Below are 12,355 nucleotides of genomic sequence, written 5' to 3' on the forward strand. Positions count from 1 at the left end.
CCTGGGGTTTAGGACGCCTTACGAGGTGTTCCGAGAATTGTCAGGAACAGATGCCGAAAGATTGGTGGGTTATGCACTTATTACTTGAATTCAAGAGTAACAATTTCCCCCAAGATCATAAATAACTCTTCTGCATGTTTTTATCGCAGTTTTGAGCGATATTTATATTCTTTTTTAGCTTGCCTTTGCAATATTCTTTCTTTGTTATCTATTTCTCATTAACTTTTCACTACATTCAGCGTTAGTCATTCCATTTCCAAATCAAAAATGACGCGAAGGCGAGCCGCAGACAGTATAAATAATATGACAAGGTGAAGCCGACAAAGTTAGTTGTGATATAGAAATGGAATGACTAACCATTCAGCTCACTCTACAGTCGAAATTTCTCTTACAATTTTTTCACATTCATTCAGGTAAAGTTTGAAGTCTCTGCTCCAGTTGTATAACGCAATCGTAAGTTTATTTTCATGAGAATAGCTCAATAATTAAAACGATCTTAGTTAATCGGACTAGTAACTATTTATTCAATAAAAATAAAATATTAGGAGCGATTTCAGTTTATTATTAAAAACACCTATGATAAAGTTTTTGTGTATCAAATAAATTTTTAAGCAATTTTATTTAGAGAGGAGAATTTCAGCATGAAAATAAAGACCGCTAATGTGATAATGATCATTTTTTCGATATCGCTTGCAATTGGTTTATTAGGCTGTAAACCGAAGAAAAAGGAGGAGAATAATACAAGTCAAGCAGAAGCTACCCAAAAAGATAAGCAGAAAGCCGAATCTGATGAAATTGCTGATACTACGAAAGATATGCCAGCATCAACTCCAGATGAGAGTGATGAGGCTTCTAAAGAAACAATTATATCAGCCGAACAAACCATTGATACCATGCCAAACGAATTAACTGAATCTGAGAACTCCTCATCAGAATTCATAAACGAAACTCATTCGACAGCAAAAAAATCAGAACAGCAAATTGAAAAACATGAAGATTTAAGCGAAGTTGTCAAGGCAACTCCTGAATTAATTCGTAAAGTTCAACAGGCTCTAGCTGATGCTGGATTTAATCCCGGTGCAATTGATGGAAAAAGTGGAGCTAAAACTATAGCTGCATTGAAAAATTTTCAGAAACAGAACAATCTTACAATGGGCTATGGCCAGCTAACTAAAGAAACGCTGCAAAAGCTTGGAGTATCCTATCAATAGAAACTCGTAATTAATACAGACCAGAAAGAGATAATTACCGATTATTCTGACAGTATCACTCAAATAAGAAAATCCATTAATTATAAAGATGTACTTTCCGGTCTGTTTCCTTCCTCAATTATTTATTGTTATTATTAAATTTACCATATAAATATGGCAAAATTTGTAATTCCATTTCTAAATCAAAATTGACTTTGTCGGCTTCACCTTGCCGTATGGTTTATACTGGGTGCGACTCGCCTTCGCGCCATTTTGATTTAGAAATAGAATAAGCTCAACAAGTTTTATACGGTTTTTAGTAATTCTTTTTTGAGTCAGCATTGTATTTATACTTTCAATCTTAGTCCCAACTTCTAAAGCAGATTGTCAGATTTCTAAATAAATTCAGGCATTAGAAGAGTTAATATTTTTATTCTAAAATCATTACTTTGGTTTATAAAATATACATGCTAGCATATCGATACCTAGTAGAATAATAACAATTAGAATAGCAGTTTTATTTAAAGCATTTTTATCTATAGCTCTCATTAAGCTATATTGAGACTTTTTTCTTCTCACAAAAAAAAAGAAATGATATTGCATCAAATTAGCCATAAGAAAAAGATGGGGTTCAAATTGTGAACAAGTTGAGAATTCCTAATTTATCGTGCGATAAAAAATAAAAATAGTACTAAAAATAACGGAGAGAAATTAAATGGGCATCCCTTTTTTACAAAAATACCGTGTGGGTAGTTATATATTAAAGCAGAAGCTTCAGGGTAATAAACGTTATCCTTTAGTACTAATGTTGGAGCCTTTATTTCAATGTAATCTGGCGTGCGCTGGTTGTGGCAAGATTGATTATCCAGATGATACTTTACGTCGCCGAATGAGCGTTCAAGAATGTCTGTCAGCTGTGGATGAATGTGGAGCTCCTGTTGTTTCAATCGCTGGTGGCGAGCCACTCATCCATAAAGAAATGCCTCAAATTGTAGAGGGTATCATCGAGCGAAAAAAATTCGTCTATTTATGTACCAATGCATTATTGCTAGAAGATCGAATGGATGATTACCATCCTTCACCTTATTTTACTTTTTCAATTCATCTTGATGGAAATAAAGAGCGTCATGACGCGTCTGTTTGTCGCGATGGAGTTTATGATAAAGTCATTCCTGTTATTCAAAAAGCGCTCAAGCGCGGCTTCAGAGTCACGGTAAACTGCACACTCTTTCAAAATGAAACGGCAGAAGAAGTTGCAGAATTTTTTGACACTGCTACTGAATTAGGAGTGGAAGGGATCAATGTATCCCCGGGGTTCAGTTATGAACATGCTCCACGTCAGGATGTATTTTTGCAACGATCGGTTAGCAAGCGACTTTTTCGCGCGATCTTTCAAGAAGGAAAAAAAAGAAAGCAACCATGGAGATTCAACCATTCTAGTCTTTACTTAGATTTCCTCGCAGGCAATCAGAATTATCAATGTACTGCATGGGGCAATCCCACACGCAACCTTTTTGGGTGGCAACGGCCTTGTTATTTATTGGTAGATGAGGGTTATGCAGCCAGCTTCCGTGAATTAATGGAGGAAACAGATTGGGATAAGTACGGTGTAGGCAATAATCCGAAATGTGCTAATTGCATGGCTCACTGCGGATTCGAGCCAACCGCGATTAACGATACATTCGCTCACCCGCTTAAAGCAATGCGCGTAAGCCTTCGTGGACCGCGTCTTGATGGCCCTATGGCACCCGATCCTTCACAAAAGAACTTAATCTCCTCTAAAGTCAATGCCTCGTCGCAGAAGGAGTTTCCAATACCCATCACAGTTGAACAAAAAACGAGTACCCCAACCGCTTCATCAAGCAATCTAACTCGCTCTGATAGTTAGCATAAAAGGTACCATTTAAAACTTAATTATATAAAGATGCAAAGGATAATGTTTTACCCTGAATTAATTCCGAGGAGCTTGATTGAGATAAGACGATGATAGAGCTTGCAACATTTCTAGCTTTTGTAGGTACTTTTCTTTGGTGGATAATAGTGCTGGTTCCTTGGCAACCATGGAATACACAAGAGTCTTTAGATGCAACAAATGATGAAAAGCAATCTTTAGATGATATTACAGTGCTTGTTCCTGCGCGAAATGAAGGGGCATTTATCAAGCAAACATTAGAAGCGCTAAGCACCCAAGGCTTAAACCTACAAATCATCGTTATAGATGATCAGTCAGATGATGATACTGCTGAGCAAGCACAGAAATGGGGAGTAACAGTATTATCCGGCACATCACTGCCAACGGGCTGGAGCGGAAAATTATGGGCATTAGAACAAGGATTAAGTAAAGTTCACACTCCCTATATATTATTACTGGACGCAGACATTACACTTACGCAAGGAATTGTTGCTGCTTTACTCAAAAAAGCGCGTGAAGAGAATCTAGCATTTGTATCTTTAATGGCAGAACCTCCTCTTCACCATTTTATTGAACGTTTATTGATGCCTGCCTTTGTGTTCTTCTTTAAATTACTTTATCCCTTCCAGCTTGCTAATAAACCTGGCTCGCGAATTGCTGCTGCAGCTGGGGGGTGTATTCTGGCCAAGACTAATGTGCTGCGAACAATAGGAGCATTTGCCAGTTTACGTGATGCACTGATTGATGATTGTACGCTGGCATCCCGCATCAAACATATTGGTTTGCTCACTTGGACCGGCCTTAGTCATTCTGCTCGTAGTCATCGAGGCTATGATAATATGAAAACGATTTGGAATATGGTGGCACGAACGGCTTATACACAATTACATTACTCTTCCCTATTACTTTTTGCTTGTACACTGATTATGATAAGCATGTTCTGGTTTGCTCCGTTAGTATCTTTCTTCCTTCCGCTAAATACCCATTTAATTATTACTGCCGTATTAACGTGGGTTGCCATGATCATTGTTTATCTGCCCATTTTACGTTATTACCAATGCTCCTCGCTTTGGATAGCTGCACTTCCTCTTATCGGCACTTTGTTTTTACTGATGACATGGACTTCAGCATTCCGGTTCTGGCGTGGTGAGCGTGCTCAATGGAAAAATCGTCGATATGAGATCTCTGCTTGAATTTAAAAGCATCAAATATATCTTAATTACGTTAATCTTACTGCCATTGGCAACTGTGGTTGAAGCGCAAGATTTTCAATCCGACACTCCAGAGCACGTCATCCAGGGGTTACAAGAAACATTCATTCAGGCGATGAAAAAAGGCGACGAGCTAGGCTATCGTGGCCGCTTAGAGCTTATGACCCCTACTATCAATCGTTCGCATGATATCGATACCATAATACGTTCAATACTGGGAGCCAATTGGAGCAAGCTAAGTGAAGAACAACAACAGAAAATCACCGAGATCTTTCGCAAGCTCAGTATATCAACTTATGCTGAAAGATTTAATCGCTATGACGGGGAGCGTTTTGAAATCGTAGAACAACGCTCGTTACGACGAGATCAAATATTGGTACGTAGTAAATTGATTCAGAAGGATGGTAATACTATAAATTTTGATTATGTACTACACCAAAGTAAAGAAGGTTGGCGCATTGTTAATATTCTCGTGGATGGTGTCAGCGATCTCGCCTTGAAGCGAGCTGAATATAATGCAATCTTGAAACGAGATGGTTTTCAAGCACTGATTGCGATGCTTGAACAAAAAATATCTCAAATGGAGCAGAATTAAAATCGATTACATGCATTTTTCAAGCGCATCAATCATCATTCCTGCCACGTTATATCCTGTTTGATTGGTAATCTCCTGCATTCCAGTAGGACTCGTAACATTGATTTCGGTCACCGAGTCACCAATTACATCAAGCCCTACAAGCATCAATCCTTGTTTATATAATTGCGGGCCTACTGTATTCGCAATTTCAAGATCGCGCTCGGATAATGGTTGAGCTGTACCAATACCACCAGCAGCAAGGTTGCCACGAGTCTCACCTGGCCTGGGTTTACGAGCAAGCGCAAAGGGAGCAGGTTTTCCAGCAATAAGTAAAATGCGCTTGTCACCTTGACTGATTTCAGGTAGAAAACGCTGCGCCATGATGGTGCGAGTCCCGTAATGGGTAAGCATTTCAAGAATTACGCTAATATTATGATCAGCGCTATGAATACGAAATACGCTCGCCCCTCCCATTCCATCAAGCGGCTTTAATACAATATCATCATGCTCATTAAGAAACTCTCGAATCAAAAACTCTTGCCTAGTTACTAAAGTGGGCGGAATAAATTGAGGAAATTTCGCAATGGCTAGCTTTTCATTATGATCGCGTATACTTCTTGGACTATTAATAACAAATGCGCCTCGTTGCTCAGCGAGCTCCAATAGATAAGTGCTGTATACATATTCCATATCAAATGGCGGATCTTTGCGCATTAATACCGCATCAAATTCTTGAAGCGGTATTGCCTCTGACAGACTCTCTTGATACCAATGAGATCTTTTGTCCCTCTGATTAATTAAGGTCAATTTCCGCGAGAATCCGATTACCAACTTATCTTTCCAGACAATATCTCCTTGTTGCATGACAAATAATTGATGACCACGGCCAGCAGCTTCACGCATCATGGCAAAACTTGAGTCTTTGTCAATTTTAATTGAGTCAAGTTGATCCAGTACGAAAGCAAGCTTCATTGAGTGTTAACTTTGCAATGTTGTTAAAGTTTGGTCAGGACGCACTGTTGTATGCCGCTCCAATTCTAGCGAAGCCGCCAATAATGCTAGTCTTGCTACCACACCGTAGGCATAAAACCGGTTTGGTGCAGAATCTGGTAGAGCAGAATGATTAGGTAATACACAAGAAGTATCAAAAGCTAGCGGTACAAAATGCATTCCTGGAGCATTCAGATTTTCATCAATACTTTTTCCTGTATGAACACGATAAAATCCACCTACAACGTACCGATCTATCATGTAAATAACAGGTTCCGCAACTGCCTGATTGATGCTCTCAAAGGTATATACACCTTCTTGTACGAGTACGTGTGTCACCGATAGACCTTCTTTGATTATTGCCATTTTATTACGCTGCCTACGATTGAGTTTATACACATCCGCACTATCTTTAACGGTCAGAATACCCATACCATAAGTACCCGAATCAGCTTTAACGATAACAAAAGGCTTTTCTTTAACACCATACTGAGTATATTTTTCCTGCAGATCTTTCAGTATTTCATCAACAGCAGTAGCAACACAATCCTCCCCTTTTTTCTCACGAAAATCAATTTTGCCACAGGGGCTAAAATAAGGATTAATTAACCATGGATCGATTCCGATCAGTTCAGAGAATTCTTGAGCTACACTGTCATAAGCAGAAAAATGCTGAGACTTTTTTCGTGTCGACCAACCTGCATACAATGGCGGAATGACGATCTGATTAAGATCCTTCAAAACTTCTGGAATACCACTCGAAAGATCATTATTGAGTAGAATAGCGCAGGGATCGAAATTATTCACATATAGTCTATTATTCTTGCGTTGTATCGGCTCCAATAACAGCGTATTCCCATCAGGAAGGTGAATCGTCGTGGCACTAGTAATTTCCGGCAAAAGGGAGCCAATACGAACATGCATGCCTGCATGCCGCATAATGTCTTGTAATATAGCCACATTCTGTAAATAAAAGATATTACGAGAATGACTTTCTGGTATAAGCAATATGCTATGCGCATCAGGACAAATTTTTTCAACGGCAGCCATCATTGCTTGGACACATAGGGGTAAAAATTCTGGATTGAGATTATTAAATCCCCCCGGAAAAAGGTTAGTATCCACCGGCGCAAGCTTAAACCCGCTATTACGTAAATCTACTGAACAATAAAAAGGAACGGTATGATTTTGCCATTTGCCACGTAACCAATGTTCAATTGCAGGCATCGACTCAAGGATACGCTTTTCTAGCTCAAGAATTGGACCACGTAATGCAGTCGTAAGATGGGGAACAGGCATGGAATAATCTATGTAATTAGAATAACCTATTATAACATCACAGGCTGCATAAGCTGATTATTGCACTGTATTGAGATCATTCCAGTACTTTTCGGTTAGCACAGAAAATACAACTCATGGACAGCTTTGGCATTAAAGTGTATAGTTTCCACGCTGCCTTTACTCTCGCTAAGAAAGCAAAGCAGTACGGTCACGGTGATATATGTATGGGACACAGTACCGAGAAATAATCGCGCATATAAGGGTTTGCGCAATTTTCAAAATTTTTGGAGGGATATATGAATAAGAAAGTTGTACAAGCAGCTCTTGGATTAGGGTTGCTGTGCTTTACCGCTGCATATGCAGTAGCGGCTAAAGTCGATTACTCAAAGCTGCCACGCGTTAAACAAGAATTGGTAGCTCCACCTTTTGCACCAGAACATGATCAAGTTGCCAAAGGCGGTCCTAAGATCGTAGAAGTAACCATGGAAACAATCGAAAAGCAAATTGAAATTGCTCCTGGTGTAAAATTCTGGGCTCTAACTTTTAATGGCACGGTACCTGGCCCACTCATCGTAGTGCATGAAGGCGATTATGTGGAATTAACATTAAAAAATCCTAAAGAAAGCACAATGGCGCATAATGTTGACTTCCACGCGGCAACGGGTGCACTCGGCGGAGCAGCTCTGACCCTTGTACAACCAGGAGAAGAAGTCGTATTGCGCTGGAAAGCACTGAAACCAGGCGTATTTGTCTACCATTGCGCTCCTGGTGGAACCATGATTCCTTTTCATGTCATCTCTGGCATGAATGGCGCCATTATGGTACTGCCACGTGACGGCCTGAAAGACCACAAAGGCAAACCAGTAAAATATGACCGTGCTTACTACATTGGCGAGCAAGATTTCTACGTTCCCAAAGGTCCAGATGGCAAATATAAAACATACGATCAACCTGCCGCTGGCATGGCTGACATTTTAGAATTGTCTAAAGGTCTGATTCCATCCCATGTTGTCTTCAATGGCGCAGTTGGTGCAATCACTGGTGACAACGCTCTAAAAGCTAAAGTAGGTGAAAAAGTGCTGTTTGTTCATTCACAATCTAACCGCGATTCCCGTCCTCACTTAATTGGTGGACATGCTGATCTGTATTGGGTAGGTGGTTCATTTAGTGATACTCCATTGACCAGTCAAGAAACCTGGTGGGTTCCAGGCGGCTCAGCAGTAGCGGCGTTGTATGAATTCAAAATGCCTGGCTTATATGTCTATCTCAGCCATAACCTGATCGAAGCAGTATTGCTAGGAGCCGCTCTCCACATGAATGTGGAAGGTGAATGGGATAACGACATTATGGAACAAGTCAAAGCACCTCCAAGCTTCAAAAAAGATGCAGGGATGGATCATTAATTCATAAACTAAAGAATTAAGATTTAATAATTTATTGAAGTTCTTTTGAAGCGGCCCCTTATAGGGGCCGCTTTTTTATCTATCATGGATTCAAGTTCGAAGTGCAAATTCTGAAGGCTGATGGGTATAACTTACCGACACTCCGAAGAATACCTCATGCGGCGTTCTAAACCCAAGTACTCTGCGTGGTCGGTGATTAAGACGATCGACTGCCCACTGCACTTGTTCTTCGGTCACCTCAGTCAATTTCTATTCCTGGGGAAATACTGTCGTAGTAATCCATTACTGTTCTCGTTCAATCCCCGCTCCCATGAATGGTTGGGAAGTGCAAAGTAGATGTCTGCTTCCAATTCTTAAGCGATGGTTTCATGTCCAGCAAATTCTTTTCCATTGTCGAATGTCACCGTGTGGCATTTGTGCTTGTGAGGGCATAGCAGACTGTTGATCTTTTCGGTTACTCCCTGCACATGTGTAGCTTGCAATTGACCCGCCAGGATATCACGCGATTTCCTCTCTGCCAGTGCTACTAGTACTCCTTGAGGGTGCTTGCCGATCACCGTATCGCCTTCCCAATCTCCAATACGAGTTTTCTGCTCGACGATCTCGGGTCGTTCATCGATGCTGACTCGGTTGCGAATAGTGCCACGTCGTTCTTGTCCACTTGCATAGCGCTTGCGCCGCGGTTTCTGGCAGCGTAAATATCTCCACAAATCACCCCCTGCCAATTTGTCTGCGTATAGGTACTGATAGATGGTTTCATGGCTGTTTGACAATTCATCTTTCAGTTTAAGTCGAGCCGATGCCTGTTCGGGACTCATATCCTGTCGAATCATCCTCTCCATCTTATTCCAGTCTTCCCGGCTAAATCGCCTGGCTTGGGCTTTCTGCCTTATACGTTTATCTCGTAATTCCTGCGCCCGCTTTGGATGCCACCCTCGCTGCCCTCTATTGCGCCTGAGTTCTCGTGAGATGGTAGATTTGTTCACGCCTACTTCATTCGCTATCTCTCTTGGCTTAAATCCTGCTTTCTGTAACCTGTAAATCTGATAGCGTTGCTCACAGGTAAGCTGCTGATAGTCTTTCATCTGTGCTCCTTTTATCTGATCGTTCAAGAAGCTCAGATGCTATCGCAGCTTGCCTCTTGTTAACCTTATAAAAGTTGACTTTAAACTTGAATCCGCCTTCATTTGATTAGCTAAGCACTCAAGCTAATCTACTACAGTACAGCCCCTATTTATTTTGATAAAAAGCAGGTTCACAATGATTAAGTAAAGACTCAATAGCACTTCTAAGAGGAGATACTGGCATTGCCAAAGTTAATTGACGGAGATTTTGAGTCGCTACCTGACTTAGAAGTGGTTTTCGTTTTATTAAATTATTAATAGTAGTATTTTTAGAGTAGCAACTTCGCACGATGATTTGAATGGAGCTCACTTGAGGGGGACCAAGCTTATTGAGTAATGATGGAATAATATGTTTTAATTTCGCCGCTACAGGGCTACTATCCGCATATATTACAAGAATACCATTATAAAATTTTCCAATAACACAGCGTTTAGCTAATTGAGGAGAAATAATTTTTAGAAATGTATTCTGTAATTGTATTATTTGATTTGCTGATATAAATAAATTCTGATGCGCCGGCATTTTGCCAAGAATATCAAGAAAATCACCTACACTATTTGCGGTCATACCTTGAAAAATGTAATCGTTATAAAGAGAAAATTTATTTAGTGCTCCCAGAAAATAGAGCGCTGATCGCTGATATTACATAAACAAAGAAATTGATACCCGAACTAATTAATAGATTCAATCCTGTCAGATCAATGACCGCACATACTCCACTGTGAAGAGAGAAAAAAATAGAAAATTTTTTTCATTTATTTTTTCTATATATCAAATTACCCTACTAAATATAATATATGGTAAATGATACTAATTTTCTCCAGTTCACGAACAATCTGTTGGTTTGTTAAGTAAGCGATTTAAAGGGAATACAACCCTGAAACAGCAGCGGCCTTCATTTTTGACAATGCATTCTTTATGCTCAATGTCTGCTTTTAACAAAGAAGCCAAGAAACTTAGATCAAGCGTACAGAATCCTTGACATTGCTCAGCAAGCTCATGGAAAACACAATTGTTAGCAACAATCTCTGTATGGTGATCAGAAATTTTAGTCACGTTTGCATCATAGCCAAGCTCACACATTATAGCGATAACCTCGTGCAGTCTGTCGGCATGTGAAAAATGTCTAGTAACACGATATTCAAATTCTCTCGCCATTTGCTCTCCAAGTCCAGTAAGGCAATCTTTTAACTCTTGCTCGTCTAGTTTTTTATCTATCCAGAAAAGTAGAAGCTTAGCAAAGAAAGAATAACGTCTTTCAAAAAGCTCTAATCCACTCGGTGTTAATGTATATATTCTGCTTGGTCTGCCACCTGTACTTTCCAGCAAAGTACTCTGAATAAAACCATCACCTCCAAGGCTAGAAAGATGCTGATTTACCGCGTTACGAGAAATGGCCAGCATACGCGATAATTCTTCAACAGTTAGACCTTTGCGATGACGAAGTAAAGCGGTAAGTAATAATTGTTGGCGTTGACCTAAAAGTAGCAAAGCAGACATCTTTATTGATATTTTATCATTTAAAACAGTTTTGACATGTTTATATTGCAAAAGACTTAAATTATGCAGTATAGTAAAATTCTTTAAATAGAAAAAGAAAAGAGGAGAGAACCAATGCTTACTTATTTAATCGTAATTTTAGCAATCGCTGCCGTTGGCGGCATTGTTTTGGCGACAAAAATATTCTCAGGGCAGTTAGCGTCATGGCCTTTATCCATTGTGCATGCCTTATTAGGTGCAACTGGTTTGATTATGCTAATCATGCTAGTTTTGGAGGGATCAGGTAATGGTCGCCTTACTGCAGCGCTGGGCTTGCTTGTCATTGCGGCGTTGGGTGGCTTTTATCTTGCTTCATTACATGCGAAAGGTAATGTTGCACCTAAAAATATAGTACTCATTCATGCAGGCGTTGCTGTAGCAGGCTTTCTCACACTACTCAGCATATTGCTTTAAGATATAAAAAGGAAACAGTTACATGAAACACCCTATACACCCAATGTTAGTTCATTTTCCCATCGCGGCTTGGTTTATCTCTACCATAGGAGATGTTGCAGGTTTATTCACAAATGAGCAGGTAAGTTGGGTGGCTGGGGTGTTGCTTGTAATTGGAGTAATCACTGCACTATTTGCCATGATCAGTGGTCTGATAGAACTAGGGAAAATTGATCAACAGAGCCCAGCAATAAAGATTGCTAATAATCATATGATGCTCATGATGATCAGTTGGTTTTTTTATGCTGTAAGCTTGTTTTTGCGCCTAAATGGAACGAATCTTGGTCAACCAGGCATAATTGCCATTATTATGTCTATCATCGGGTTTATTTTCCTTTGTATTGCAGGATGGTTAGGAGGAAAACTGGTTTATGAACATGGAGTTGGCGTTCATTCTCACCATTCCTAAAAAATATAATACCCATTCGCTAGGGTCTGTTGACATTTTACATAGGTAACCACAGAGTTCCACATGCTATGGCTACCATACTCTCGTAATTTCGCTTCAGTTTGTCGTATCGCGTTGCTATTGCCCGATACTGTTTTAGCCTGGCAAAAGCATTCTCCACCCAATGCCGGTATTGATATAAACCCCCATCCATATCTGCATTACCCTTCAACGAGTTGCGCTTTCTCGGTATCACAGCCTGAACCCCCTTCTTCGTTATCTGTTC

At 40.0% G+C, this 12,355-nt stretch carries 12 protein-coding genes and 1 pseudogene; 7 read left to right on the forward strand and 6 right to left on the reverse strand.

The features are described 5' to 3' along the window. Positions 1 to 641: 641 nt before the first annotated feature. From BM122_RS18540 to BM122_RS18555, 4 genes are all read left to right on the forward strand, one after another. Positions 642 to 1,211 carry a peptidoglycan-binding domain-containing protein gene (locus tag BM122_RS18540; RefSeq protein ID WP_074907017.1) on the forward strand — a complete coding sequence of 190 codons (570 nt, stop codon included), beginning with the start codon at positions 642 to 644 and terminating at the stop codon, positions 1,209 to 1,211. A gap of 694 nt (positions 1,212 to 1,905) precedes the next feature. Beyond that, on the forward strand, positions 1,906 to 3,078 hold the full coding sequence (gene hpnH, locus BM122_RS18545) for an adenosyl-hopene transferase HpnH (protein WP_074907018.1): 1,173 nt from the start codon (positions 1,906 to 1,908) through the stop codon (positions 3,076 to 3,078). 95 nt (positions 3,079 to 3,173) lie between these two features. Continuing rightward, positions 3,174 to 4,295 (forward strand): glycosyltransferase, encoded by a 1,122-nt coding sequence (locus BM122_RS18550; protein WP_074907019.1) that lies wholly within the window; start codon positions 3,174 to 3,176, stop codon positions 4,293 to 4,295. Next, complete coding sequence (locus BM122_RS18555; protein WP_074907020.1) at positions 4,279 to 4,908, forward strand: HpnM family protein; 630 nt, start codon at positions 4,279 to 4,281, stop codon at positions 4,906 to 4,908. Before BM122_RS18550 ends, BM122_RS18555 begins: the two co-directional genes overlap by 17 nt. 6 nt (positions 4,909 to 4,914) lie before the next feature. Here the strand turns inward: BM122_RS18555 and gshB are convergent, their stop codons facing one another. After that, entirely contained in the window at positions 4,915 to 5,862 is a 948-nt protein-coding gene (gene gshB / locus BM122_RS18560) for a glutathione synthase (RefSeq protein WP_074907021.1), read from the reverse strand. Between the two features lie 6 nt (positions 5,863 to 5,868). Next, the gene (gene gshA / locus BM122_RS18565) at positions 5,869 to 7,179 is read right to left on the reverse strand and encodes a glutamate--cysteine ligase (RefSeq protein ID WP_074907022.1); all 1,311 of its coding nucleotides are present in this window, start codon (positions 7,177 to 7,179) and stop codon (positions 5,869 to 5,871) included. A gap of 278 nt (positions 7,180 to 7,457) precedes the next feature. Here gshA and nirK point away from each other — a divergent pair, with 278 nt between their 5' ends. Then, positions 7,458 to 8,564: a copper-containing nitrite reductase gene (gene nirK / locus BM122_RS18570; protein ID WP_074907023.1), complete on the forward strand. Its 1,107-nt coding sequence runs from the start codon at positions 7,458 to 7,460 to the stop codon at positions 8,562 to 8,564. A gap of 90 nt (positions 8,565 to 8,654) precedes the next feature. Here the strand turns inward: nirK and BM122_RS18575 are convergent. The 3 genes and pseudogenes from BM122_RS18575 to BM122_RS18585 form a co-directional block, all read right to left on the reverse strand. Beyond that, a pseudogene (locus tag BM122_RS18575) lies at positions 8,655 to 9,649 on the reverse strand (IS30 family transposase). 145 nt (positions 9,650 to 9,794) lie between these two features. Beyond that, positions 9,795 to 10,256 carry a DciA family protein gene (locus tag BM122_RS18580; protein WP_074907024.1) on the reverse strand — a complete coding sequence of 154 codons (462 nt, stop codon included), beginning with the start codon at positions 10,254 to 10,256 and terminating at the stop codon, positions 9,795 to 9,797. 258 nt (positions 10,257 to 10,514) lie between these two features. After that, entirely contained in the window at positions 10,515 to 11,240 is a 726-nt protein-coding gene (locus BM122_RS18585; protein WP_256212203.1) for a helix-turn-helix transcriptional regulator, read from the reverse strand. A 63-nt stretch (positions 11,241 to 11,303) separates the two neighbouring features. On the opposite strand from BM122_RS18585, the gene BM122_RS18590 reads away from it, so the two are divergent. Continuing rightward, positions 11,304 to 11,642, forward strand: coding sequence for a hypothetical protein (locus BM122_RS18590; RefSeq protein WP_074907026.1), 339 nt, complete (start codon positions 11,304 to 11,306; stop codon positions 11,640 to 11,642). 22 nt (positions 11,643 to 11,664) lie between these two features. Further along, positions 11,665 to 12,090: a DUF2231 domain-containing protein gene (locus BM122_RS18595; RefSeq protein ID WP_074907027.1), complete on the forward strand. Its 426-nt coding sequence runs from the start codon at positions 11,665 to 11,667 to the stop codon at positions 12,088 to 12,090. Between the two features lie 37 nt (positions 12,091 to 12,127). Here BM122_RS18595 and BM122_RS18600 read toward each other — a convergent pair. Then, on the reverse strand, positions 12,128 to 12,355 hold a 228-nt coding region (locus BM122_RS18600), incomplete at its 5' end, for a transposase (RefSeq protein ID WP_143083533.1).

The sequence above is a fragment of the Nitrosomonas communis genome (assembly GCF_900114745.1).
Classification (GTDB): domain Bacteria; phylum Pseudomonadota; class Gammaproteobacteria; order Burkholderiales; family Nitrosomonadaceae; genus Nitrosomonas; species Nitrosomonas communis_A.

What these genes read in the sequence shown, in the direction of transcription:
- BM122_RS18540 (WP_074907017.1), top strand. Translation starts at nt 642, where the DNA reads ATGAAAATAAAGACCGCTAATGTGATAATGATCATTTTTTCGATATCG.
- hpnH (WP_074907018.1), top strand. Translation starts at nt 1,906, where the DNA reads ATGGGCATCCCTTTTTTACAAAAATACCGTGTGGGTAGTTATATATTA.
- BM122_RS18550 (WP_074907019.1), top strand. Translation starts at nt 3,174, where the DNA reads ATGATAGAGCTTGCAACATTTCTAGCTTTTGTAGGTACTTTTCTTTGG.
- BM122_RS18555 (WP_074907020.1), top strand. Translation starts at nt 4,279, where the DNA reads ATGAGATCTCTGCTTGAATTTAAAAGCATCAAATATATCTTAATTACG.
- gshB (WP_074907021.1), bottom strand. Translation starts at nt 5,862, where the DNA reads ATGAAGCTTGCTTTCGTACTGGATCAACTTGACTCAATTAAAATTGAC.
- gshA (WP_074907022.1), bottom strand. Translation starts at nt 7,179, where the DNA reads ATGCCTGTTCCCCATCTTACGACTGCATTACGTGGTCCAATTCTTGAG.
- nirK (WP_074907023.1), top strand. Translation starts at nt 7,458, where the DNA reads ATGAATAAGAAAGTTGTACAAGCAGCTCTTGGATTAGGGTTGCTGTGC.
- BM122_RS18580 (WP_074907024.1), bottom strand. Translation starts at nt 10,256, where the DNA reads ATGACCGCAAATAGTGTAGGTGATTTTCTTGATATTCTTGGCAAAATG.
- BM122_RS18590 (WP_074907026.1), top strand. Translation starts at nt 11,304, where the DNA reads ATGCTTACTTATTTAATCGTAATTTTAGCAATCGCTGCCGTTGGCGGC.
- BM122_RS18595 (WP_074907027.1), top strand. Translation starts at nt 11,665, where the DNA reads ATGAAACACCCTATACACCCAATGTTAGTTCATTTTCCCATCGCGGCT.